General features: G+C 67.5%; 19 protein-coding genes. 10 read left to right on the forward strand and 9 right to left on the reverse strand.

Annotated elements, in window-relative coordinates; genetic code table 11:
* Nucleotide 1: 1 nt before the first annotated feature.
* Complete coding sequence (bfr, locus tag O0K41_RS04945; RefSeq protein ID WP_005408763.1) at nucleotides 2-490, reverse strand: bacterioferritin; 489 nt, start codon at nucleotides 488-490, stop codon at nucleotides 2-4.
* 123 nt (nucleotides 491-613) lie between these two features.
* Between bfr and O0K41_RS04950 the strand changes: the two genes are divergently transcribed.
* Nucleotides 614-2,941 carry a penicillin acylase family protein gene (locus O0K41_RS04950; protein WP_108270482.1) on the forward strand — a complete coding sequence of 776 codons (2,328 nt, stop codon included), beginning with the start codon at nucleotides 614-616 and terminating at the stop codon, nucleotides 2,939-2,941.
* An 82-nt stretch (nucleotides 2,942-3,023) separates the two neighbouring features.
* Here O0K41_RS04950 and O0K41_RS04955 read toward each other — a convergent pair whose 3' ends face one another.
* The 8 genes from O0K41_RS04955 to map all read right to left on the reverse strand — a co-directional run bounded on the left by O0K41_RS04955 (nucleotide 3,024) and on the right by map (nucleotide 13,170).
* A complete protein-coding gene (locus O0K41_RS04955) occupies nucleotides 3,024-4,412 on the reverse strand; it encodes a cation:proton antiporter (protein WP_164222267.1) in 1,389 nt (462 codons plus the stop codon).
* Nucleotides 4,413-4,511: 99 nt separating this feature from the next.
* On the reverse strand, nucleotides 4,512-6,203 hold the full coding sequence (asnB, locus tag O0K41_RS04960) for an asparagine synthase B (protein ID WP_108270484.1): 1,692 nt from the start codon (nucleotides 6,201-6,203) through the stop codon (nucleotides 4,512-4,514).
* 553 nt (nucleotides 6,204-6,756) lie between these two features.
* Nucleotides 6,757-7,884 (reverse strand): succinyl-diaminopimelate desuccinylase, encoded by a 1,128-nt coding sequence (dapE, locus tag O0K41_RS04965; RefSeq protein ID WP_005408758.1) that lies wholly within the window; start codon nucleotides 7,882-7,884, stop codon nucleotides 6,757-6,759.
* Nucleotides 7,881-8,252, reverse strand: a complete 372-nt coding sequence (locus O0K41_RS04970) for an arsenate reductase (RefSeq protein WP_171039728.1) — start codon at nucleotides 8,250-8,252, stop codon at nucleotides 7,881-7,883. Before O0K41_RS04970 ends, dapE begins: the two co-directional genes overlap by 4 nt.
* 31 nt (nucleotides 8,253-8,283) lie before the next feature.
* The gene (locus O0K41_RS04975) at nucleotides 8,284-8,691 is read right to left on the reverse strand and encodes a hypothetical protein (protein WP_234411833.1); all 408 of its coding nucleotides are present in this window, start codon (nucleotides 8,689-8,691) and stop codon (nucleotides 8,284-8,286) included.
* A 2-nt stretch (nucleotides 8,692-8,693) separates the two neighbouring features.
* The gene (dapD, locus tag O0K41_RS04980; RefSeq protein ID WP_005408756.1) at nucleotides 8,694-9,755 is read right to left on the reverse strand and encodes a 2,3,4,5-tetrahydropyridine-2,6-dicarboxylate N-succinyltransferase; all 1,062 of its coding nucleotides are present in this window, start codon (nucleotides 9,753-9,755) and stop codon (nucleotides 8,694-8,696) included.
* Nucleotides 9,755-12,382 (reverse strand): [protein-PII] uridylyltransferase, encoded by a 2,628-nt coding sequence (locus O0K41_RS04985; protein WP_108270486.1) that lies wholly within the window; start codon nucleotides 12,380-12,382, stop codon nucleotides 9,755-9,757. The genes dapD and O0K41_RS04985 overlap by 1 nt, the downstream gene beginning before the upstream one ends.
* 2 nt (nucleotides 12,383-12,384) lie before the next feature.
* On the reverse strand, nucleotides 12,385-13,170 hold the full coding sequence (gene map, locus O0K41_RS04990) for a type I methionyl aminopeptidase (RefSeq protein WP_005412748.1): 786 nt from the start codon (nucleotides 13,168-13,170) through the stop codon (nucleotides 12,385-12,387).
* A gap of 230 nt (nucleotides 13,171-13,400) precedes the next feature.
* Here map and O0K41_RS04995 point away from each other — a divergent pair, with 230 nt between their 5' ends.
* The 9 genes from O0K41_RS04995 to O0K41_RS05035 all read left to right on the forward strand — a co-directional run bounded on the left by O0K41_RS04995 (nucleotide 13,401) and on the right by O0K41_RS05035 (nucleotide 23,015).
* Nucleotides 13,401-13,931: a spore coat U domain-containing protein gene (locus tag O0K41_RS04995; RefSeq protein ID WP_005412747.1), complete on the forward strand. Its 531-nt coding sequence runs from the start codon at nucleotides 13,401-13,403 to the stop codon at nucleotides 13,929-13,931.
* Nucleotides 13,931-14,680, forward strand: a complete 750-nt coding sequence (locus O0K41_RS05000) for a molecular chaperone (protein ID WP_044569726.1) — start codon at nucleotides 13,931-13,933, stop codon at nucleotides 14,678-14,680. The genes O0K41_RS04995 and O0K41_RS05000 overlap by 1 nt, the downstream gene beginning before the upstream one ends.
* Before the next feature lie 7 nt (nucleotides 14,681-14,687).
* Entirely contained in the window at nucleotides 14,688-17,066 is a 2,379-nt protein-coding gene (locus tag O0K41_RS05005; RefSeq protein WP_197592179.1) for a fimbria/pilus outer membrane usher protein, read from the forward strand.
* Nucleotides 17,063-18,097, forward strand: a complete 1,035-nt coding sequence (locus O0K41_RS05010; RefSeq protein ID WP_099604853.1) for a spore coat U domain-containing protein — start codon at nucleotides 17,063-17,065, stop codon at nucleotides 18,095-18,097. Before O0K41_RS05005 ends, O0K41_RS05010 begins: the two co-directional genes overlap by 4 nt.
* A 171-nt stretch (nucleotides 18,098-18,268) precedes the next feature.
* Complete coding sequence (locus tag O0K41_RS05015; RefSeq protein WP_099604854.1) at nucleotides 18,269-18,514, forward strand: hypothetical protein; 246 nt, start codon at nucleotides 18,269-18,271, stop codon at nucleotides 18,512-18,514.
* Nucleotides 18,514-19,212, forward strand: a complete 699-nt coding sequence (locus O0K41_RS05020; protein ID WP_099604855.1) for a pilus assembly protein — start codon at nucleotides 18,514-18,516, stop codon at nucleotides 19,210-19,212. The genes O0K41_RS05015 and O0K41_RS05020 overlap by 1 nt, the downstream gene beginning before the upstream one ends.
* 220 nt (nucleotides 19,213-19,432) lie before the next feature.
* A complete protein-coding gene (rpsB, locus tag O0K41_RS05025) occupies nucleotides 19,433-20,239 on the forward strand; it encodes a 30S ribosomal protein S2 (protein WP_005408748.1) in 807 nt (268 codons plus the stop codon).
* Between the two features lie 125 nt (nucleotides 20,240-20,364).
* Nucleotides 20,365-21,240, forward strand: coding sequence for a translation elongation factor Ts (gene tsf, locus O0K41_RS05030; protein ID WP_005408747.1), 876 nt, complete (start codon nucleotides 20,365-20,367; stop codon nucleotides 21,238-21,240).
* A 236-nt stretch (nucleotides 21,241-21,476) separates the two neighbouring features.
* Nucleotides 21,477-23,015: a GGDEF domain-containing protein gene (locus tag O0K41_RS05035; RefSeq protein WP_005412741.1), complete on the forward strand. Its 1,539-nt coding sequence runs from the start codon at nucleotides 21,477-21,479 to the stop codon at nucleotides 23,013-23,015.
* Nucleotides 23,016-23,116: the final 101 nt, after the last annotated feature.

The raw sequence follows: 23,116 nt of genomic DNA on the forward strand, positions 1-23,116 counted from the left end.
CTCAGTGCGCCGGGGCGCCGTTGCCGTCGATCTTGCTCAGCTGGTACAGCTCCAGGCCGATGCGCTTGATCAGGCCCAGCTGCTGCTCCAGCCACCAGGCGTGGTCTTCCTCGGTGTCCTTCAGCTGGGCCAACAGGATGTCGCGGCTCACGTAGTCGCCCTTTTCCTCGCACAGCTTCATGCCGGCGGCGAGATTGTTCCGAACCGCGTATTCAGTGTCGAGATCCTTCTGCAGCATCTCTTCCACGGTCTTGCCCGGCTCGGTGGCATGCGGGCGCATGTCCGGGTCGCCGCCCAGGAACAGGATCCGGCGCAGCAGCGCATCGGCGTGCTGGGTTTCCTCTTCCATCTCGTGGTTCAGGCGTTCGTACAGCGCGAACAGGCCCTGGTCCTCGTAGCGGCGGGAATGGATGAAGTACTGGTCGCGGGCAGCAAGCTCGCCGCGCAGCAGTTCCTTCAGGCAGGCGATGACGTCCGGGTTGCCTTTCATGGGGGGCTCCTGTGAATCGATGCGGCATAGGGTGCCGCATTTCAAAATACGGTGATCTAATCGGAATCAGTCGCAGTTGCGCCTGCGGCTACAATCGGCCCACGAGTTCGGAAAGGACGTGCGATGCGACGTACATGGCGTTGGGTGCTGGGCGTGTTGGTCGCCATCGTGCTGGTTACCGCACTGGTCCTGTGGCTGCTGCTGCGTGGCAGCCTGGCCGACCTGGACGGCGAGCATGCGCTGCCCGGCCTGGCCAGGCCGGTCACCATCGAGCGCGATGCGCTGGGCGTGGTCACCATCACCGCCACCAGCCAGGCCGACGCGATGCGCGCACTCGGCCGCGTGCATGCGCAGGAACGTTACTTCGAGATGGACCTGATGCGCCGCAGCGCGGCCGGCGAACTGTCCGCACTGTTTGGCCCGAAAGCGATCGATGCCGACAAGCGCATGCGCGTGCATCGGCTGCGCGCGCGCACCGAGGCGAACATGCAGGCTGCGCTGGGCGACAACGTCGACGCCGTGAGCGCCTATGTCGGTGGGGTCAATGAGGGCCTGGCCGGCCTCTCCGTGCGGCCATGGGCCTACCTGCTGCTGCGGCAGTCGCCGCAGCCCTGGCAGGCCAGCGACAGCGTGCTGACCGGTCTGGCCATGTACGCCGACCTGCAGGACCCGAACAACCAGACCGAGCTTGCGCTCAGCCGCATCCGCGCGGTGGTGCCGCCGGCGCTGTACGCGCTGATCGCCCACGACGGCACCGAATGGGATGCGCCACTGTTCGGCGAACCGACCGGCAACGCTGCCCTGCCCGATGCCAGCCAGCTGGATCTGCGCACATTGCAGGCGAAACCGGGCACCGAGCAGGAAGAGGCCGATGTCATCGGCAGCAACAACTTCGCCGTGGCCGGCGCGCTCACCGCCGACGGTCGCGCGATCGTCGCCGACGACATGCATCTCGGCCTGCGCGCGCCGGGTCTGTGGTTCCGCGTGCGCCTGCGCTACCCCGACCCGCAGGCCGCGGGCGGACAGGTCGACGTCACCGGTTTCTCGCTGCCTGGCCTGCCGGCGGTGATCGTCGGCAGCAACGGCCACGTCGCCTGGGGCTTCACCAACAGTTACATCGATACCGCCGATTACCGCACTGAACCAGCCAACGCCGCAGTGACCGTGCATGAAGAGCGGATTGCGGTGGCCGGCCAGGCCGACGTGCTGTTCCCGGTGCGCGAAACCGACTGGGGGCCGATCCTGCACACGCATGCCGATGGCAGCGGCGACGCGCTGCGCTGGGTCGCCCACCTGCCCGGCGCGGTGCGCCTGGACTTCGGTGACCTGGCCCGCGCCGGTGACCTGGACAGTGCCCTGCAATTCGCCGACCACGCCGGCATCCCCGCACAGAACCTGGTGGTCGGCGACCGCAGCGGACGCATCGCCTGGCGCCTGATCGGCGCCCGCCCCGACCGCGGTCCGGGCTGTGCACCGGCCGGCTTCACCGCCGCCAACAACCAGGACTGCGCCCCCTGGCCGATCCGCAGCGACGCATCGCCGGCATTGATCGACCCACCGAACCATCGCCTGTGGACCGCCAACGGCCGCGTCCTCGAAGGCGAGGCACTGGCCAATGTCGGCAACGGTGGTTATGACCTTGGCGCCCGCGCGCGGCAGATCCGCGATCTGCTCGCCATCCAGGACCGTTTCGACGAGCACGACCTGCTGGCGATCCAGCTCGACGATCGCGCGGTGTTCCTGCAGCGCTGGTGGGCCCTGCTGCACGACGTCATCGAGCGCAGTGACGACCCTGCACTGAAGCGTTTGAGGGAAGTCAGCCATCAATGGGGCGGTCGTGCCGCGGCCAGTTCGGTCAGCTACCGGGTAGTACGTGAATTCCGCACCCAGGTGATGGAGACGTTGTCCGATGCACTGCTGGCACCGGCCAATGCGCAGCTGGGTGATGACTACCTCGACCCGCGACTGGCGCAGCTGGAAGGCGTGGCCTGGCCGATGCTGCAACAGCGTCCGGCCCATCTGCTGCCACCGGCCTTCGACAGCTGGGATGCGCTGCTGATCGACGCGGCACGCCGTACCGAGAGCGAGCTGGCCAAGCAGGGACCGCTGTCCAAGCGCAGCTGGGGCGAACGCAACACTGCGGCGATCTGCCACCCCATCGCACGGGCGCTGCCGGGCATCGCCAAGCGCTGGCTGTGCATGCCCGCCGACCAGCTGCCCGGCGACCGTGACATGCCACGCGTGCAGACGCCGAACTTCGGTGCTTCCGAGCGCATGGTGGTCTCGCCCGGCCACGAGGCCGACGGCATCGTGCACATGCCCGGCGGCCAGAGCGGCCATCCACTGTCACCTTATTGGGGCGCCGGCCACGAGGACTGGGTGCATGGACGGCCGACGCCCTTCCTGCCCGGCAAGGCACAGCACGTGATGACACTGGTGCCGGCGCGGTAGTGCCGGCCACGGGCCGGCATCGATGCAGGTGTGTCCAGCATCATGAGGTTGCCGGCCAGCGGCCGGCACTACCGTTCAACGCTCAAGCCCTGCGACGCTCGATCAGGTTCAGCAGCGGCCCGGTCATCGCCGTGGTCACCAGCGCCATGACCACCAGCACCGCAAACAGGCGGTCGCCGAGCAGGCCCAGCTCGTAACCCAGGTTGAGCACGATCAGCTCCATCAGGCCACGGGTGTTCATCAACGCGCCCAACCGCCACGCCTCGCGCGTGGGCATGCCGGCACTGCGTGCAGCACTGAAGGTGCCCAGCAGCTTGCCAGCCGTAGCCACCACGATCACCACCCCGCACAACACGATGTCGCTGGCCTGCAGCGCATCGGCGCGCATGCGCAGGCCGGTCATGGCGAAGAACAACGGCAGCAGCAGGGTCACCGCAAACGGTTCGACGCGGGCCATCAACAGGTCGCGCAGCTGCGCGTTGGACGATACCGCAACGCCCGCAGCGAAGGCACCGAACAGCGCGTGGATGCCCAGCATTTCGGTGATCAGGGCACTGCCCAGCGACAGCAGCAGGATGCCGAGCAGCCAGCGCCCCTCACGGCCCGGCGCGATCTGCTGGCGGGCGAACCACGGCTTCACCAGCCCCAGCATCAGCGCCACGAAGGCGACCACGCACAGCAGGTTGAGGCTGGCCGGCAGCCATCCACTGGCCTGTGCAGCCGCCACGATCAGTGCCAGCAGGCACCATGCGGTGGCATCGCCCAATGCCGCGCAGGCGATGGCGGTCTGCCCCAGCGGCGTCTGCGTGATGCCGCGGTCGGCAAGGATGCGCAGCAGCACGGGGAAGGCGGTGATGCTCATCGAGATGCCAACGAAAAGCGCGAATGCAGTGAAGCCCACGCCCTGCGGGCCGTGCTGCGGATACAGCCAGATCGCGAGGGCGACGCCGAGCACGAACGGCACCGCGATGCCGGCATGGCTGACCGTGAAGGCGAAACGCCGGCGGCCGCGCAGTGCCGCCAGGTCCAGCTCGGCACCGGCCACCAGCAGGAACATCAGCACGCCCAGCTGGCTGAGCATGCCCAGCGGCCCCAACGAGCTGGCCGGGAACAACGCACCATGCAACTGCGGCAGCAGGCTGCCGAGCACCAGCGGGCCCATCATCAGGCCGGCCGCCATCTCGCCAATCACCGCCGGCTGGCCCAGCCGCTTCAGCAATGCACCCGCCCCCTTGGCCACCAGCAACAGCACCAGCAGCTGCAGCAGGAACAGGCCCAGCGGTGACGCCAGATGCTGCGCCCAGCTGCCTTCGGCAGCAACCGTGGCACGGGCGACCATCTCGGGCGCCGTCGGCCCGGCATACCGCGCCAGCAGCACGCCGGCCAGCAACGGCACCCCGGCCCACGCCAGATAACGCCATCCCCATTTCGTGGGCGGCGCGTTGCCGCCTGCCTGTACGTCCATGAACATTCCCCAATGCGCAGGGGGCGATCATACAAAAAGGGGACGGAGGGGATTAAGTCGTTTGTGCCACTTACGACTTAATCCCCTCCGTCCCCATTTTGGGGCTTAGGCCAGTGCCTGCTCGTGCACGCCGGCGATCGCGCGTCCCGAAGGGTCGGCAGCGGCGGCGAAGCTGGCGTCCCAGGCGATCGCCGCCGGCGACGAACAGGCGATCGACTTGCCGCCCGGCACGGTCTCGGCGGCCGCGCGGCTCGGGAAGAACTGCTCGAACAGGTGGCGGTAGTAGTACGCCTCCTTGGTCTGCGGCGGGTTGTGCGGGAAGCGCTTGTCGGCCGCCGCCAGTACACGGTCGCTCACCTGCGCCTCGGCATGCGCCTTCAGCCCGTCGATCCAGCCGTAGCCGACACCATCGCTGAACTGTTCCTTCTGCCGCCACAGGATGCTGTCCGGCAGGTAGCCATCGAACGCCTCGCGCAGCACCGCCTTCTCGATGCGGCGGCCGCCAAAGCCGGCACCGACCATCTTGTGCGCGGCATCGAAGCGCATCGCCACATCAAGGAACTCACGATCGAGGAACGGCACACGCGGCTCCACGCCCCAGGCCATCATCGACTTGTTGGCACGCAGGCAGTCGTAGTTGTGCAGCGCGTCGAGCTTGCGCACCAGCTCCTCGTGGAATTCACGCGCATCCGGTGCCTTGTGGAAATACAGGTAGCCACCAAAGATCTCATCGCTGCCCTCGCCGGAGAGCACCATCTTCACCCCCATCGCCTTGATCCGCCGCGCCAGCAGGAACATCGGCGTCGAGGCGCGGATGGTGGTGACGTCGTAGGTTTCGATGTGGCGGATCACTTCCGGCAGCGCATCGAGGCCTTCCTCGAAGGTGTACTCGAAGCCGTGATGCACGGTACCCAGCGCTTCGGCAGCAATGGCAGCGGCGGCCAGATCGGGCGAGCCCTTCAAGCCGATCGCGAACGAGTGCAGGCGCGGCCACCAGGCTTCGGTCTGCCCGCCATCCTCGATGCGGCGACGTGCGTAGCGCGCGGCTACCGCCGCCACCAGCGACGAGTCCAGGCCACCGGACAGCAGCACGCCGTACGGCACGTCGCTCATCAACTGGCGTTCCACTGCATGCTCGAAGGCCTGGCGCAGTTCGGCCAGATCGGCCTGGCGACCCTGCACGTCGGCATAGTCACGCCACGGTTGCTGGTAGTAGCGCACCAGTTCACCGCTGGCACTGTCGAAATAGTGGCCCGGCGGGAACTGCGCGACATCGGCACAGGTATCGACCAGCGCCTTCATTTCCGAGGCCACGCGCAAGCGCCCCTGGGCGTCGTGGCCCCAGTACAGCGGCACCACACCGACCGGGTCGCGCGCCACCAGCACGCGTCCACTGTCACGGTCCCACAGCGCGAAGGCGAAGATGCCGTTGAGCTGTTCCAGCCACTGCGCCGGCGCGCCGCCCTGGCGGTACAGCGCGTTGATCACCTCGCAGTCCGAGCCGGTCTGGAAGTCGTAGGGGGTGGTCAGCGCCGCCTTCAACGCCTGGTGGTTGTAGATCTCGCCGTTCACCGCCAGCGCCAGCTGGCCATCGGCCGACAGCAGCGGCTGCGAACCACCGGCCGGATCGACGATGGCCAGCCGTTCATGGACCAGCAGCGCACCTTCGTCGAGGTACACGCCGCTCCAGTCCGGGCCACGGTGGCGCTGGCGTTGCGACAGTTCCAGCGCGTGGCGGCGCAGGGTGGGAAGATCGTCACCGGCCTGCAGGCCGAAGATTCCGAAGATCGAACACATGGGGGAGCTCCTGTTGGGGAATTTCACGGGTGGGAAGGTGTTCGACCGGCCATCCAGGCCCGGGCAGGCTGCGCCCGGGCACAAAAAAACCCGCATCGGCTGATGCGGGTTTTCTGGTGTCCGGGCGTGTGTTGCTGTCTATCTACCCAGGGCGCAGTCCCGCATCGGCCGCGCACGATTATTCGCGCGCAGATTATTGCGGTTGTTGTTGTTGACGGCGGTGGCCAGACGGATCGACATGGCATCGACCCTACCCCGGTTTCCAGCGCGGCGCAACAGTTGCGTCGGCAACCGAGGCACCGGGGCACTGGTTGCCCTGCCCTGCCTGGGCCTGGCGGCCTACCAGACCCTCACCCGCCTTCGGCCCTGCCAGCGGCGGCCGGCTTGTTCGCCCGGCCCCCAGGCGCAGCGTTTCTACATGGCCGCGCCAAGCTACTGGGAAAAGGCGATCATGCCGCCGTTATTCATCTTTTCGGACCAGGGCCCGGCTGCAGTCCTGCGCGGAAGGTGTGCCGACCCACGGTCGGCATCCACCATCCTCACACCACCATCGTCACACCAGCAGCCGTTCCACCAGCCGCTGGTACAGCCCCGGCAACGCTTCCAGATCGTCCACGCGCACGTTCTCGTCCACCTGGTGGATGCTGGCATTGACCGGGCCTACTTCGATGCACTGCGCGCCCAATGGCGCGATGAAGCGTGCATCGGAGGTGCCGCCGCCGGTGCTTTCTTCTGGCGCGCGGCCGATGTGCTCGGCCAGCACCGCACGCGCGGCGGCGCGCAGCGTGCCTTCCGGGGTGTAGAACGGCTCGCCGCTGCGATGCCACTTCAGCGTGTACTGCAGGCCATGCCGGTCCAGCAGTGCGGTGATCTCCGCCTCCAGCTTCGGCGCATCCCAGTGCGGGTTGTAGCGGATGTTGAAATCCACGTCGAGCTCACCGGGAATCACGTTGTTGGCACCGGTGCCGGCGTGGATGTTGGAGATCTGCAGGCTGGTCGGCGGGAAACTCTCGTAGCCGTCGTCCCAGCGCCGCGCGCATAGTTCGGCCAGGGCCGGAGCCGCCTGGTGAATCGGATTGCGTGCCTTTTCCGGATACGCCACGTGACCCTGCACGCCTTGGATGCGCAGTTTGGCCGACAGGCTGCCGCGACGCCCCACGCGCAGCAGGTCACCCAGCGTCGCGGTCGACGACGGTTCACCGGTAATGCACCAGTCGATGCGCTGGCCGCGTGCGGCGAACAGGCGTGCGACATGGCGCACGCCGTCGATGGCATCGCCCTCCTCGTCGCTGGTCAGCAGTACCGCCAGCGTGCCGGGATGGTCGGGATGGTCGGCGACGAACTGCTCGGCGGCCACCACGAACGCCGCCACGCTGCCTTTCATGTCGGCGGCACCGCGCCCATACAGCACGCCATCGCGGATCTGTGGGGTGAACGGGTCGCTGGTCCAGGTCTCGCGCGGGCCGGTGGGCACCACGTCAGTGTGGCCCAGCAGAACCAGCACCGGCGCGCCCTGGCCATGGGTCGCCCACAGATTGTCAACGTCGCCCAGGCGCAGATGGTCGCACTGGAATCCGGCCTGCTTCAGCCGCGCCGCCAACAGCGCCTGGCAACCAGCATCGTCCGGCGTTACCGAAGGTCGCGCAATCAGCTCGCAGGTCAGGTCGAGGACCGCGCTCATGCGTCGCCCACGCCGAAGCGTGCCTTGAAGCCATTGTCACTGAAACCCTGGCTGGCCTTGCCATCGGCGGTGACCACCAGCGGGCGCTTGATCAGCTGCGGATACTCGCGCAGCAGCAGCTTCCATTCGGCCTCGGAGTCCGCGGCCTTGCGGTTGTCCGGCAACTGCCGCCAGGTGGTGGAGGACTTGTTGACCATCGCCGCCAGCCCCCCCAGCTGCGCGGCCCATTCCAGCAGCATTTCCGGACTGGGCTTGTTGTCGCGGTAGTCGACGAAGGTGTACGGCACGCCGAAGCGGTCCAGCCACTTGGTCGCCTTCTTGCAGGTATCGCAGTTCTTCAAACCGTAGACAGTGGTGCTCATGGCCATCTGTGATGCTGGAAAACAGAGGGCCAGAATCTCACAACAGGCGCTCGGACACGACCCGGAACGGCACTCTCGGCAAGCGGAAGGCCAGGCCCGATGCAAGCGCCACGCCCATCGCCTGCAGGCGCGGGCACCGCAGCTCGCGTTCCAGGCGCAGCGGCTGCAGGTTGTCGAGGTCTACCGGCAGCGCGATGCGGGTGCTGGCCCAGCGACAGTCGCAGGTGCGGGCGATGGCCTCGTCCTGGCAGGTGAGGAAACGCAGGGGGGCCTGATGGCCACCGAAGGCGGCGCCGGCATCGGCCAGCGCCGCGACAGTGCGCGGCGCAGTCGGGTCCAGCGCATGGCGTGCAGCAGGCGCGGCAGCATCCGCCCCAACAGGGTGTCGGACGGATGCCGGTAGCCGGTAGATCGCGGACTGCGCCAGATCCTCCGGCGCAGCCACCTTCAGTCGGCCAGGCCGCGCAGCAGGTCGTTGACGCTGGTCTTGCTGCGGGTCCTGGCATCAACCTGCTTGACGATCACCGCGCAGTACAGCGAATGCGTACCGTCCTTGCTCGGCAGCGAGCCGGACACCACCACGCTGTACGGCGGGATGTAGCCGTAGGTGATCTCGCCGGTGGCACGGTTGTAGATGCGGGTGCTCTGGCTGAGGAACACGCCCATGCCGATCACGCTGTGGTGACCGACCACCACGCCTTCCACCACTTCCGAACGCGCACCGATGAAGCAGTGGTCTTCAATGATGGTCGGGCTGGCCTGCAGGGGTTCCAGCACGCCGCCAATGCCGGCACCGCCGGACAGGTGGCAGTGCTGGCCGATCTGCGCGCACGAACCCACGGTGGCCCAGGTATCGACCATGGTGCCTTCACCAACATAGGCACCGATGTTGGTGAAGCTCGGCATCAGCACCACGTCCTTGCCGAAGTACGTACCGCGGCGGGCAATCGCGCCCGGCACCACGCGCACGCCACCACGGCGGAACTTCGCTTCGTCATAACCGGCAAAACGCGATTCGACCTTGTCCCAGAACGGCGCCGGACGTGCGTCGACCACGGCCATGTCGTTGACGCGGAAGTACAACAGCACGGCCTTCTTCAGCCACTCGTTGACCTTCCAGCCACCGTGGCCGTCCGGTTCGGCAACGCGGAATTCGCCGCTTTCCAGGCCATCGATCACACGGTTGACCAGCGGCCTGGTCGAGCCTTCCAGTTCGTGAAGGGTCAGCGTGGCGCGGCGTTCGAAGGCACTTTCGATGCCGAACTTCAGTTCTTCCACGCCCGGCGCGGCCGGCTTGCGCAGCGACTTGCGGGCGATGGTTTCGGCGCGTGCGGCTTCTGCGCTCTTGGCCGGGGCCTTCTTCGGTGCTGCCACCTTCTTCGCCGGCGCCTTCACCACCGCGGCTTTCTTCGGCGCGGCAGCCTTCTTCGCGGCCGGCACGGCGGCAGTTTTCTTGGCCGCTGCGCTCTTGGCGGTGGCAGCAGTCTTCTTAACAGGCTTGGTGGCCATCAGGCGGGGTCTCCGGCGTTTCGATCAGGGTCCAGGCAGGCCAGCATCGCGTCATGCAGCTGCTGCCGGGCAGGTTCAGTCAGGGGGAGGTCGTGTTCGTCACTGATCACGAAGGTGTCTTCGGCGCGTTCGCCGAACGTGGCAATGCGTGCATCATGCACGCGCAGGCCCTGGTTGCGCAGCACGAACGCCACGTCGGCCAGCAGGCCGGGGCGGTCGGGTGCGACCAGGGCAAAACGGGTTGCGCCCGGTTCATCGCGGAACTCGATGCGCGGCGCGAAGCGGAAATGGCGCAGCTGGCGTGGCACCACCCGACGCGACGGGCGCAGGCGCGACAGGTCACCACTGAGTGCCTCGCGCAGCGCGGCCTCAAGGTTGGCGCTGCTGCCATCGGCGAAGCTGTCGGCCGGGTTCACTTCGAAGGTATCGAAAATGGTGTCGGCCGGACCATCCAGCACGCGCGCGCGATGGATCCCGTAGCCCTTGCGGTCCAGGGTCATCACGATGGCGGCGAACAGGCCGTCGCGGTCCGGCGAATGCACGAACACTTCCAGTGCCGGGTCGTCGACACTGATGCGGCGCACCTTCACCAGCGTCTGGCCCTGTTTCACCGGTACCAGCGCCGCGGCCTGCCAGGCCAGCTGCTCAGGGCGCAGGCGAATGAAGCCCTCATCCGGCATCACGGCGAACTGGCGGTCGATGGTGGCGTCGTCGTAACCCTGCTCGCGCACCAGTGCGCGCACGCTGTCACGCGCCTCGGCCACGCGCTCGGCCGCCGGTACCGGGTGCTCGAGCCCTTCGCGCAGCGCGCGCCGGGTGGCGAAATACAGATCGGCCAGCAGGCGGTCCTTCCACGCGTTCCACAGTTTCGGGCTGGTGCCGGCGATATCAGCGCAGGTCAGCAGGTACAGATAGTCGAGGCGGTCGCGGCTGCCCACCAGGGTGGCGAAGCGATGGATCACCACCGGGTCGGCGATGTCCTGCTTCTGCGCGGTCACCGACATGCGCAGGTGCTGTTCGACCAGCCACGCCACCAGTTCGGTATCGGACGTGCTCAGCGCATGCGCCTGGCAGAACGCGCGCGCATCGACCGCGCCCAGTTCGGAATGGTCGCCGCCGCGGCCCTTGGCGATGTCATGGAACAGGCCGGCCAGCAGCAGCAGTTCCGGCTTGCGCAGGCGCGGCCAGACTTCATGGGCGATCGAGAAGCGTTCGTCGGCACGGCTGCTGGCGAACAGGCCGATGTTGCGCAGGACCATCAGCGTGTGCTGGTCGACGGTATAGACATGGAACAGGTCGAACTGCATGCGCCCGCTGACCTGGGCGAACGCGGGAATCCACTGGCCGAGCACGCCCAGCCGCGCCATGCGCGAAAGCGTATCGACCGGGCGTTGGCCACGCAGCAGGGTCATGAACTGCTCGCGCGCGTCGGTATCGGCCTGGTCGTAGGCCGGCAGCAGCGGCAGCGCTTCGGCCAGCGCGCGCGCGGTCAGCGAATGCAGGCCGCGTACCTGCGGATTGTTGGCCCAGCTGGAGAACAGCGCAAACACCTGGCCGATATCGCCACGCGGCCAGTCGGCCTCGTTGGCGGCCAGGTAGCCGCGGCGCAGGGAGAAGCCCACGGTCAGCGGTTCCGGCTGCGCCTCGCCATCGAACTGTTCCTCGAAGCGCTGCAGCAGGCGGTCGCTGATCCGCCGCACCACCAGCGCGGCGCGGTAGAAGCCCTGCATCATCTTCTCGACACCGAGGTTCTCGGCGTCGTCTTCGAAGCCCAGGCGCGCGGCCAGGGTCTTCTGGTAATCGAAACGCAGGCGCTCTTCCGGGCGACGTGCTACCAGGTGCAGGCCGAAGCGCAACCGCGCCAGCACCGCACGTTCGCGCTTGAGCGCCGCGGCTTCGTCGGCACCCAGATGGCCGAGCCCGACCAGGGCTTCCAGGTCGCGCACGCCAAAGGCACGCAGAGCCATCCAGCCCAGCGTATTGAGATCGCGCAGGCCACCGGGGCCATCCTTCAGGTCCGGCTCCAGGTTGTCGGCGGTATCGCCGAAACGCTGGTGCCGGTTGCGCAGCTCTTCCAGCTTGGCCAGGAAGAACGCGCGTGCCGGCCACAGTTCGCGGTCGTCGATGGCCTCGCGCAGCGCGCGGCGCGCCGCATCATCAGCCAGGATCGGGCGCGCCTCGATCAGCGCGGTCAGCACGGTCTGGTCCGTCGCCGCCTCGTGGCACTGGGATGCAGAACGCACCGCATGGCTGACCGCCAGCCCGCAATCCCACAGCAGCGCAAACAGGCGCGCCAGTGCCGCTTCGTGCGCCAGCTGTGCCGGCGGGCCGCCGAACACCAGCAGGTCGATGTCCGAGCGCGGGAACAGCTCACCGCGCCCATAGCCGCCCACCGCGAACAGCGACAGGCCACTCTCGACTGGCAGGCAGCGCTGCCACGCCAGGCGGATCAGATGGTCGGCGGCACGCGCGCGCAGCGCCAGCAGGCGCTCGATGTTGTCGCCCTGGTCGAAGCGGCGGTACAGGCGCGCGTCGGCCTGCTGCAGCGCCTGGCGCGCGGCAGCAGCCCAGTCCGGGTCGTTGAGCGACGCGGCCGGCGTGTCCAGCAGCGAACTCGCCGGCAGCATCCTCAGGAGACCTGCGACTCGCCCGGCGACAGCGTCAGCACGTCGACGCCGGTCTCGGTGACCGCGATCATGTGCTCCCACTGCGCCGACAGCTTGCGGTCCTTGGTCACCACGGTCCAGCCATCCGGCAGCACCTTGTTGTAACGGGTGCCCTCGTTGATCATCGGTTCGATGGTGAAGGTCATGCCCGGCTGCAGCACCAGGCCCTGGCCCGGGCGGCCGTAATGCACCACCTGCGGCTCGTCGTGGTAGACCTTGCCGATGCCGTGGCCGCAGTACTCGCGCACCACGCTGAAACGCTCGCCTTCGGCATAGCTCTGGATGGCATGGCCGATGTCGCCCAGGGTTGCGCCCGGACGCACCGCACGGATGCCGCGCCACATCGCTTCGTAGGTGGTTTCCACCAGGCGGCGGGCCATCACCGACGGCGTGCCGACGAAGTACATGCGGCTGGTGTCGCCGTGCCAGCCGTCCTTGATGACGGTGACGTCGATATTGATGATGTCGCCATCCTTCAGCACCTTCCCTTCGCTGGGAATACCGTGGCAGATGACGTTGTTGACCGAGGTGCACACGGTCTTCGGGAAGCCGCGGTAGCCGACGTTGGCCGGAATCGCGCCCTGCACGTTCACGATGTGGTCGTGGCAGATGCGGTCCAGCTCCTCGGTGGTGACACCGGGCTTGACGTGGGGGGTGACGATGTCGAGCACTTCGCTGGCCAGGCGGCCGGCGATGCGCATCATCTCGATTTCCTGCGGGGTTTTCAGATTCACGCTCATGGCGCCCATTATCGCCGATCCCGCTGCAATCTGAACGAACGCCACCCAACTGGCGATCCGGGGCATGCACGGTTCCGGCAAGGAAAGTGAAAGCGTGACGATCTCCACCCTTTCGCACGCCTGTTTATCACGGATTACAGACACTTACCCGCAGAAGCTGGCTACGACCGTTGTCAAAGCGGCCCCGAACCTGCCGCCTTCGCCTTGTTCAACAGACCTTCGGGTCAGGGAGGTTGTCCATGCGATCCACATTCCGCTCACCGCTCGCCTGGGTCCTGACCGGACTGTTGCTGGCCGGCCCCGCACTGGCCGCCGACACCACGACCTTCAACGTGACCCTGGTGGTCACCAAGGCCTGCACCATCACGGCGGCGGCGGCCACCAACGTTGACTTCGGCACGGCGGCCTCGACCACGGCGACCCCCACCCTGGGCCAGGGCACGGTGACCGCCCAGTGCTCGGCCCTGACCCCTTACACGATTTCGCTGAACGCGGGCGCCAATGCCAGCACCGCCAACGACGTCACCACCCGCCGGATGAAGAACACCAACGCCGCGGTGACCGCCAACAACTTCGTTGGCTACCAGCTCTACCAGGACGCCGCTCATACCCTGGTCTGGGGTGCGACCTCGGGCACCAACACCCAGGCCGGCATCGGCACTGGCCTGGCCGTGCCCTACATCGTCTACGGCCAGATCCTGAACCTGAGCACCAACAACCCGGCCACCGGCAACTACCTGGATACGGTCACCGCCACGATCACCTATTGATGGAGCACGCCCGCATGGCCGGACCCCGCCCGTGGCGCGCCACCGGCGTGGCGCTGCTCGCCCTCTCCCTGCTGGCCGCAGCCCCTGCCGGTGCCACCAGCCTCCAGGTCGCCCCCACCAGCCTGCAGCTTGAGGCCCGCCAGCGCGCCGGCGAACTGTGGCTGACCAACAGTGGCACCTCGCCGGTCAGGCTGCAGGTGCGGGTCTTCCGCTGGGTACAGCAGGATGGCCAGGAACAACTGCTGCCCACCGAGGAACTGCTGGCCACCCCTCCGATGCAGGAACTGGGCGCGGGCCAGCAGCAGCTGGTACGGGTCATGCGCCCGAACCACGAACCGCCTGCGGCACAGCAGCACTACCGGCTGATCGTCGACGAGGTGCCTGATCTGGCGACCCGCGCCAACGGCATGCAGTTCGTGCTGCGCTATTCGATTCCGGTGTTCGTGCAACCCTCGGGCGGCAAGCTGGCGCCGCGCCTGCAGGCCAGCCTGGTGCGGCTGCAGGACGGACGCAACGGCGTGGAGGTGGCCAACACCGGCAACAGCTATGCACAGATCGCCGACCTGGCGCTGGGCAGCGTCCAGCGCCCGCGCATCGTGCACCCCGGTCTGCTGGGCTATGTACTGCCCGGGCAGGTGATGCGCTGGCCGATCGAGCGCACGGCCATCGACCGCGACAACGACCAGATCACGGCCAAGCTCAATGGCGAGTCGGAACAGACGCCGCTGTCGCCACCACCGGCTCGCTGAGGCGTTGATGGGCGCGCTGTTTGCTGCCCTGGCTCCTGCGGCGACCGAAGCCGCCGATGTGTCCGGCGTGGCTGCCGCCGGGGCTGCGGACGTCTCCGGGGTGTCGGCCGACGCGATCCTGCCCGCCCCCACGCCCCTGACCGCCAGCCAGACCCTGTACCTGGACGTCTCGCTCAACAGCACGCCCCGCGGCCTGCTGCCGTTCACTGAAACCCGTGGCCGGCTGCAGGCCAGTCCGGAAGTGCTGCGCCAGCTCGGCTTCAGCGCCCGCGGCGATGCGCCGGTCTATCTGGACCAGATCAGCGGGGCCGTTGTGCGCTACGACGCGCATATGCAGACCCTGGCCCTGGACGTGCCGCTGGACCAGCTGACCCTGCCAACCACCGTGCTCAGCCAGCCGCAGACCCGGGCACCGGCCAGCACCGCCTCGCCCGGCCTGCTGCTGAACTACGACGTGTATGGCAGCCGGGTCGACATGCTCGGCAACCTCAGCCTCAGCTCGGAGCTGCGCCTGTTCGGGATCGGCAACGGCACCGTCGAGAACACAGCGATCAGCCGGCGCTACCAGCAGCCCGGCGACCGTCGCTGGCGCGGTGAGAGCGTGCGCCTGGATACGCGCTGGAGCCTGGATTTTCCCGACAAGGCGATGACGCTGGAGGTCGGCGATTTCTACAGCGGCTTCGTCGACTGGACCCGTCCGGTGCGCCTGGGCGGCCTGCAGATCGGCCGCAACTACGGCCTGCAGCCGTATCGCGTACTCACCCCCACGCCCAGCTTCCTCGGCCAGGCGGTGGTGCCGTCCACGGTAGAGCTGTACGTCGATGGCCTGCGCCAGTACAGCGGGCAGGTGCCGGTCGGTCCGTTCCAGCTGGCCGCGCAACCCGGCATCAGCGGCACCGGCAGCGCACAGGTGGTGGTGACCGATGCATTCGGGCGCATGCAGACGCTGGATTTCAGTTTCTATGGCACCCAGCAGCTGCTGGCCAAGGGCCTGTCGGACTGGTCGGCCGGCGTTGGCCGCCTGCGTGAGGATTTCGGCCAGCGTTCCTTCGCCTACGACGATCGCACCGTGGCCAGTGCCAGCTGGCGAGGCGGTATCAGCGACACCTTTACCGGCGAAGCACATGCCGAAGCCGGCGGCGGCCTGGCCCAGGCCGGCATCGGCGGCTGGTGGCTGCTCGGCGGCGCGGGCGTGTTCAACGCCGCCTATGCGCACAGTGACTATCACGACCTGCGGGGCGGGCAATGGGCACTGGGCTACAGCTGGAACAACCGCCGACTCAACTTCAATCTGCGCAGCGTGCGCAGCCATGGCGATTACCGCGACCTGGGCGCACTGCAGGGCAACCTGCCGCCGAGCATCAGTGAACAGGCCACGGTCGGCGCCGATCTGCTGCGGCTGGGCACGCTCAGCGCCAGCTACCTGCGCCTGCGCTATCCCGACGGAGACGACAACCGCTACGCCAGCCTGTTCTGGTCGCGCACCTGGAGCCAGCGGTGGTCGGCCTACCTGTCGGTGAACCAGAACCTGGACAAGAGCGATGACCGCAGCATCTACCTGTCGGTCACCGCCAGCCTGGGCAACAACCGCCAGGCCAGCCTCTCCAGCCAGCGCAACGGCGACAGCCAGAGCTGGGTAGCGGACGTGACCCAGCCGGTACCCGGCGATGGCAGCGCCGGCGGCGTCGGTTGGCGCGCGCAGGTGCGCCATGGCGAGGACGGCAATGGCGGCCTGGCCGAAGTCGGCATCCTCAATGACGTCGGTCGCTACTCATTCGGCGCCTCGCGCCAGGGCGGCCTGAACTATGCCTACGCCAGCGCCAGTGGCAGCCTGGTGTGGATGGACGGGCATGCCTTCGCCACCCGCGAAGTCTCCGACGCGTTCGCAGTCATCAGCACCAACGGCGTGGGCGGCGTGCCGGTGCGGCTGGAAAACCGGCTGATCGGCGTGACCGATGATCGCGGCCTGCTGCTGGTCAGCCCACTGCTGTCCTGGCAGCGCAATCGCGTCTCCATCGACACCCTGGACCTGCCCGAGGACATGCGCGCCGATCGCATCGAAGACTGGGTGACACCCCGCCAACGCGCCGGCACCCGCGTGACCTTCGCGCTGCGTTCGCGGCCGTCGTTGAACCTGACCCTGCACGGCATGGACGGGCAACCGCTGGAGGTCGGCAGCGAGGTGCAGCTGCCGGACGGGCGACAGGCGCTGGTGGGCTATGACGGGCTGCTGTACCTGGAAGACGTGTCCGCCGGCAGCGTGCTGTACATCACCACCAGCCGCGGGCAATGCAGGGTGAAGGTACCGGACGTGCCCAAGGTGGTGGCTTCCGGCGCGCGGCCGAAGCCGGCACCGCTGGCGTGCATCCCGGAGGTAGCGCCATGAGGACGTTGCTGCTCGGCCTGCTGCTGGTCGCCGGCCTGCTGGCGGCGGGACCGGCCCGCGCCGTCGCGGTGTGCGCCGCCGTCGCCGACCCGACGCTGCCTTTTGGCAACGTCAACAGCAATGCCCCCGGTGCAACCACCGGCACGCTCAACATCACCGTGACCTGCACCACTGCCGCGCTGAGCGTGCTGGCCACTACCGGCGTGCGGGTCTGCGTGGGCATCGGCGCCGGCAGCGGCGGCGGCAGCAGCTCCAGCTGGCGGACGATGAAGACCAGCACCAGCGACAGCATGAACTTCCAGCTCTACAACACCTCCAACTTCAGCCAGGTGACCGGGTTGACCCCGCGCGGCTCGCCGCCGGCGCAGGAGCTGACCTTGACCTACAACGTGCCCCTGACCGGCGGCAGCGGCACGCAGACCACGCAGCTGTCCGCACAGATCCCCGCCAATCAGATCCTGGCGTCAGGCGCCTACAGCAGCACCTTCAACGGCGCCAACGTGGTGCTGACCTGGGCCTGGAACGAGGTCCTGCTCGGCAATGCCACGGTGCCCGCCAACTGCAACGGCGGCGCCAGCGGCACCAACAGCATCAGCAACGCCTTCAGCTTCACCGCCACCGCCAACGTGTTGCCGCAGTGCGGCAGCTACGTCACCACCAACATGGACTTCGGCAACGTCACCGGCGGCATTCCCGCCAACATCGACCGGACCGCCACCCTGACCCTGACCTGCCTGAAGAACACGGCCTACCAGGTCAGCCTCAACAACGGCCAGAACAATCCCACCGCCACCAGCACGCGGCGCATGGCCACTACCATCGGCGGCAGCACTTACTACCTCACCTACGAGCTGTACCGCGATGCCGCGCGCAGCCTGCGCTGGGGCAATACCCTCAACGTCGATACCGTTGGCGGCACCGGAAGTGGCAGCGCGCAGCAGCTCACGATCCATGGCCGGGTGCCGCCGGTCACCGGCCAGCCCCCGGCCGGCATCTACAACGATGTGGTGCAGGTGACCATCACCTATTGACCGGCGGGCCGACCAACGGTCGACACCCACCGGGGTTTCGGCAGATCCACGTCATGCGTGGATGCGCGCATCATTCCTGTGCCAGGAGCAGTCGACTGACAGTCGACGCTACAGATTCGGCCGATCCAGCCGATACCGCGCAGCGAGATCTTTCAGCACGGTGGTTGCCAGGTGGCTCGCGCATTTCTGATCGGGGCGATACTGTTCGCCAGCACATTGGCGTGGGCCGAACCCGGCCCCAGCAACCTGCAGATCCGCCTGACCGTGGTCGAAGCCTGCCGCGATGACCCCGGCAGCATCCACTGCCCCGCACCCCACCAGCGCAGCGACACACCGCAACTTCCGCCCCAGGTCCGCGAGCTCGCGCCTCCCGCCGACGACGAAGACACGACGTCCGCCGTGACCGTCATCTACTGATGCGGGCACTTCTGACCCTGCTGGCGATGCTGCTGGCGTTGCCTGCCGCGGCATTGGACCTGTTGCCGACCACACTGCAGCTGCCCGCCGAAGGTGGCCAGGGCGAACTTTGGCTCTTCAACCCCGGTCCCGGCCGCTGGCAGGGCCGGGTACAGATCCTTGCGTGGGACCAGCAGACCGACGCGGACATGCTGCGTCCCACCGACCAGGTGCTCGCCAGCCCCACCCTGCTCGACATCCCGCCCGGCGTCCGACAGCGCATCTGGCTGCTGCCACGCCAGCCGGCATCCGCTGTCGGCGAACAGGCCTATCGGGTCGTCCTGGCCCCCACTGCGCCAGGCCTGCAGCGCTATTCGCTGCCGTTGTTCCGCGGGCACGCCACACCAATGGCCCAGTCGCGGCTGCATGCAGGGATCGAACCCGGCCAGTCACATACCTTCCTGCGACTGAGCAACACCGGTACCCTGCACGCACGCCTGAACGATCTCGCCTACATCACCAGCGGCGGTCAGCGCACCCTGCTGCTGCCCGGCCTGGCCGGGTATCTGCTGGCCGGCCATGAGCGCCGCTGGGCCCTGCCCGCCCGCGCTGATGGCTACGCCGGCGGTCATTTCCAGGCCCGGCTGCAGGATGGCCGGATGGTCGATCTGGTCGCTCCAGGCCCGGCAATTGCAGCCAGCGCACCGAGCGGGCTATAATCGACCGGATTCCTGCGGCCTGCGTGCGCGGGAACCCGTCCACACCGGACGTCACCGGTGAATCCACACCTGCTGCCCCCATCCGTGCCGGGGTGCTCCGCAAGGAGTTCGGCCACGGAGGCAACAGGGAAGCCCAACCCCGGAACCGATCGCGCTTCCACGCGTCCCGCATACCTATCCCCGCGGGCGGAATCGCTGGTTCCATATCAGGAGTATTGCAATGCCCCAGGTCACCATGCGTCAGATGCTGGAAGCCGGCGTCCACTTCGGCCACCAGACCCGCTACTGGAACCCCAAGATGGCTCCGTACATCTTCGGCGCCCGCGGCAAGATCCACATCATCAACCTGGAAAAGACCGTCCCGCTGTTCAACGACGCGATGAACTTCATCTCGTCGGTTGCCCAGAAGCGCGGCACCGTCCTGTTCCTGGGCACCAAGCGCAGCGCCCGCGAAACCATCAAGGAAGAAGCCGAGCGTTGCGGCATGCCGTTCATGAACCAGCGCTGGCTGGGCGGCACCCTGACCAACTTCCGTACCGTCAAGCAGTCGGTTGCCCGCCTGAAGGAACTGGAAGCCGGTGAAACCGACGGCACCTTCGAGAAGCTGGTCAAGCACGAAGTGCTGGGCCTGCGTCGCGAGCGCGACAAGCTGGAAGCCTCGCTGGGCGGCATCAAGGACATGAACCGCCTGCCGGACGCCATCTTCGTGATCGACATCGGCCACGAAGACATCGCGATCAAGGAAGCCAAGAAGCTGGGCATCCCGGTCATCGCCGTGGTCGACACCAACTACAACCCGGAACTGGTGGACTACGCCATCCCGGGCAACGACGACGCCATCCGCGCTGTGCAGCTGTACGCCCGCGCCGCTGCCGACGCCGTGCTGGAAGGCAAGGCTGCTGCTCCGCATGCTGCTTCGGTGCGTGAGGAAGAGTTCGCTGAAGCCGCTGCTGAAGGCGAAGAGAAGCCGGCCCGCCGCGCTCCGGCCAAGAAGGCTGCCAAGAAGGGCGACGACGCCCAGGCCTGATCCAGGCCCGGGGTGGACGCCCGGCGTCCACCCTCCCTGCGCGCAGCCTTTGGCGCGTGACAGGACCGTGTCACACGGGCCGGCCACCATGCCGGCCCAACCCCTTTCTTTCGTGAGGTAATCCCGTGGAAATCACTGCTTCCCTGGTCAAGGAACTGCGCGAGCGCACCGGCGCCGGCATGATGGAATGCAAGAAGGCGCTCACCGAAGCCAACGGCGACATCGACGCTGCTGCTGAAGCCATGCGCAAGTCCGGCGCTGCCAAGGCCGACAAGAAGGCTGACCGTGTGGCCGCCGAAGGCCGTCTGGGCCTGGCCCAGGATGGCGGCAAGGCCGTGCTGGTCGAAGTCAACTCGGAAACCGACTTCGTCGCCAACGATGACAACTTCAAGTCCTTCGTCAATGCCGTTGCCGCTGCCGCCCTGGCATCGGGCGCCACCGACGTCGAAGCCGTGAAGGCTGCCAAGCTGGCCGATGGCCGCACCGTTGAAGAAGCCCGCGCCACCGCCGTGCAGACCCTGGGTGAGAACATCCAGATCCGTCGCATGGTGAATGTCGACACCACCGGCAACATCGGTGCGTATGTCCACACCAACGGCAAGGTCGGCGTGCTGGTCGATCTGATCGGCGGCGACGTCGAGCTGGCCCGTGGCCTGGCCATGCACGTGGCTGCGCTGAAGCCGCCGCACAACAAGGCTGCGGACGTTCCGGCCGACTTCGTCGAGAAGGAAAAGGAAATCGAGCTGGCCAAGATGTCCGAAAAGGACAAGGCCAAGCCGGCTGACATCCTGGAAAAGATCATCAGCGGCAAGATCAACAAGATCGTCAGCGACGTGACCCTGTACGGCCAGACCTACGTGCTGGGCGACACCACCGTCGAGCAGGTGGTCAAGGCCGCTGGCGCCGATGTTGCTGGCTTCAAGCTGCTGATCGTCGGCGAAGGCATCGAGAAGGTGGTGGAAGACTACGCCGCCGAAGTTGCCAAGGCGATGCAGGTCTGATTCCAGCCTTCCGGCTGTGAAGCAACCAGAAGGAGCCGCGGGAAACCGCGGCTCTTTTTTTATGCCGGCGGCCCCGTGGGGGCGCACCGTTGGTGCGCACAGCGGCACCTTTGCGTTGCGCGCGAATCAAGCCGATACTCGGCACAGGGAATCAACAGTCATTTAGCAGGAACGAAAATCGCGGACTGTGATGCATTCCTAGGTATTCTTGTCCCAATGGAATTGAACGACCCGACATGCCTCCCGAGCTGACAGCTGCCCTGGCGCTCTGCCGCAACCTGCCCTCGCCACCCGGTATTGCCCTGCGCATCATCGAACTGGCACAGGACCCGGAAGCGGATATCGCCACCGCCGCCGACATCATCGCCATCGACATGGCGCTGAGCGCTCGCATGCTGCGCATCGCCAATTCGCCGCTGTACGCCAGCCGCCGTCGGATCGAGAACCTCGGCCAGGCACTGACCATGCTCGGCCTGAATGCCACGATCAGCCTGGCCCTCGGCTTCACCGTCACCCAGGGGCTGACCGGCGGCACCGGCGCCGACCACGACCTGCGCCAACGCGCCTGGAAGCGCAGCATCCTCAGCGCGCTGGCTGCCAGCCAGCTGGGCCAGGCACGCGGCCTGCGCCGGCTGGAAGAACTGATGCTGGCCGGCCTGCTGCAGGACCTGGGCGTACTGTGCCTGGCCCAGGCCGAATCGGAGCGCTACCTGCCGCTGCTGCGCGAAGCACGCGACAACATCGACCTGGTCGCGCGCGAGCGCGACGAACTGGGCTGCAGCCACGCCGAGGTCGGCGCCTGGGTGGCCGAGCAGTGGGGCCTGCCGCGCTACCTGGTGGAGAGCATCAGCCACAGCGAAGACCTGGACGCCGCGGAATCGCCGTTCCAGGCCTGCGTGCAGCTGTCCGGTGCCGTGGCCGACATCTGGCTGGACGATGACGCCGATGCCGCCCGCGAGCGCGCCCTGCAGCAGGTGCATGACCGCCTTGAACTGGACAGCGCCCGTTTCGACCAGGTCCTGACCCGCATCAGCGAGGCCCTGCCGGACATCGCCAGCCTGTTCGAGGCCGGCCTGAATTCCCCCTCGCGGGTGCGCGAGCTGATCGACCACGCGCAGGAGCTGGCCACCCTGCGCAACCTGCGCGAACTGCAGGATGCCGACCAGGCCCGTCGCCGTGCCGACGAATTCGAAGCCCGGGCCAAGCGCCTGGCCGACCAGGCCCATCGAGATGCCCTCACCGGCGTGCTCAACCGGCGCCAGCTGGAAGCCGTGCTGGAGCAGGAATTCCTGCGCGCCGGTCGGCAGGGCTGGCCGCTGTCGGTGGCCTTCATCGACCTGGACGACTTCAAGAAGATCAACGACGCCCATGGCCACCTGACCGGCGACGAGGTGCTGCGGGCCTTTGCCGGCAAACTGCAGGGCCAGCTGCGCCACAGCGACACCGTGGCCCGCTTCGGCGGCGAGGAGTTCGTCGCGCTGCTGCCCAACACCAGCGAAACGGTAGCACTGGACGTGATCCGCCGGGTACTGGCCAACATCGTTGCCACGCCGATGGCCGAACTGGAAGGCGGCCCGCTGTTCGTCACCTTCTCCGCCGGCGTGGCCACCCAGGGCGGCTACGAACGCTTCGCCGACGTGCAGGACCTGCTGCGCGCCGCCGACGACGTGCTGTACCGCTCCAAGAACCTCGGCCGCAACCGGGTGATCGCGCGCTCCCCCGGCGCCCTCGGCCACGACGAGCTGTCAGCGACCGCGGGCGCCGAGCTGGGCTGAACCGGAAGCCCCGGATGACCGGGGCGAACGCCAGGATTTTACGCCGCAGTGCACAAAACACTATGGCCCGACGCCGCATGCGCGTAGAATCGCCCGCGATT

The organism is Stenotrophomonas sp. Sm2128 (genome assembly GCF_030985535.1).
In the GTDB taxonomy this organism is placed as follows: domain Bacteria; phylum Pseudomonadota; class Gammaproteobacteria; order Xanthomonadales; family Xanthomonadaceae; genus Stenotrophomonas; species Stenotrophomonas maltophilia.

What these genes read in the sequence shown, in the direction of transcription:
- O0K41_RS05000 (WP_044569726.1), top strand. Translation starts at nt 13,931, where the DNA reads ATGGAGCACGCCCGCATGGCCGGACCCCGCCCGTGGCGCGCCACCGGC.
- O0K41_RS04970 (WP_171039728.1), bottom strand. Translation starts at nt 8,252, where the DNA reads ATGGCCATGAGCACCACTGTCTACGGTTTGAAGAACTGCGATACCTGC.
- bfr (WP_005408763.1), bottom strand. Translation starts at nt 490, where the DNA reads ATGAAAGGCAACCCGGACGTCATCGCCTGCCTGAAGGAACTGCTGCGC.
- O0K41_RS04950 (WP_108270482.1), top strand. Translation starts at nt 614, where the DNA reads ATGCGACGTACATGGCGTTGGGTGCTGGGCGTGTTGGTCGCCATCGTG.
- dapD (WP_005408756.1), bottom strand. Translation starts at nt 9,755, where the DNA reads ATGGCCACCAAGCCTGTTAAGAAGACTGCTGCCACCGCCAAGAGCGCA.
- O0K41_RS04955 (WP_164222267.1), bottom strand. Translation starts at nt 4,412, where the DNA reads ATGTTCATGGACGTACAGGCAGGCGGCAACGCGCCGCCCACGAAATGG.
- rpsB (WP_005408748.1), top strand. Translation starts at nt 19,433, where the DNA reads ATGCCCCAGGTCACCATGCGTCAGATGCTGGAAGCCGGCGTCCACTTC.
- O0K41_RS05010 (WP_099604853.1), top strand. Translation starts at nt 17,063, where the DNA reads ATGAGGACGTTGCTGCTCGGCCTGCTGCTGGTCGCCGGCCTGCTGGCG.
- O0K41_RS05005 (WP_197592179.1), top strand. Translation starts at nt 14,688, where the DNA reads ATGGGCGCGCTGTTTGCTGCCCTGGCTCCTGCGGCGACCGAAGCCGCC.
- O0K41_RS04985 (WP_108270486.1), bottom strand. Translation starts at nt 12,382, where the DNA reads ATGCTGCCGGCGAGTTCGCTGCTGGACACGCCGGCCGCGTCGCTCAAC.
- asnB (WP_108270484.1), bottom strand. Translation starts at nt 6,203, where the DNA reads ATGTGTTCGATCTTCGGAATCTTCGGCCTGCAGGCCGGTGACGATCTT.
- O0K41_RS05020 (WP_099604855.1), top strand. Translation starts at nt 18,514, where the DNA reads ATGCGGGCACTTCTGACCCTGCTGGCGATGCTGCTGGCGTTGCCTGCC.
- map (WP_005412748.1), bottom strand. Translation starts at nt 13,170, where the DNA reads ATGGGCGCCATGAGCGTGAATCTGAAAACCCCGCAGGAAATCGAGATG.
- O0K41_RS05035 (WP_005412741.1), top strand. Translation starts at nt 21,477, where the DNA reads ATGCCTCCCGAGCTGACAGCTGCCCTGGCGCTCTGCCGCAACCTGCCC.
- O0K41_RS04995 (WP_005412747.1), top strand. Translation starts at nt 13,401, where the DNA reads ATGCGATCCACATTCCGCTCACCGCTCGCCTGGGTCCTGACCGGACTG.
- dapE (WP_005408758.1), bottom strand. Translation starts at nt 7,884, where the DNA reads ATGAGCGCGGTCCTCGACCTGACCTGCGAGCTGATTGCGCGACCTTCG.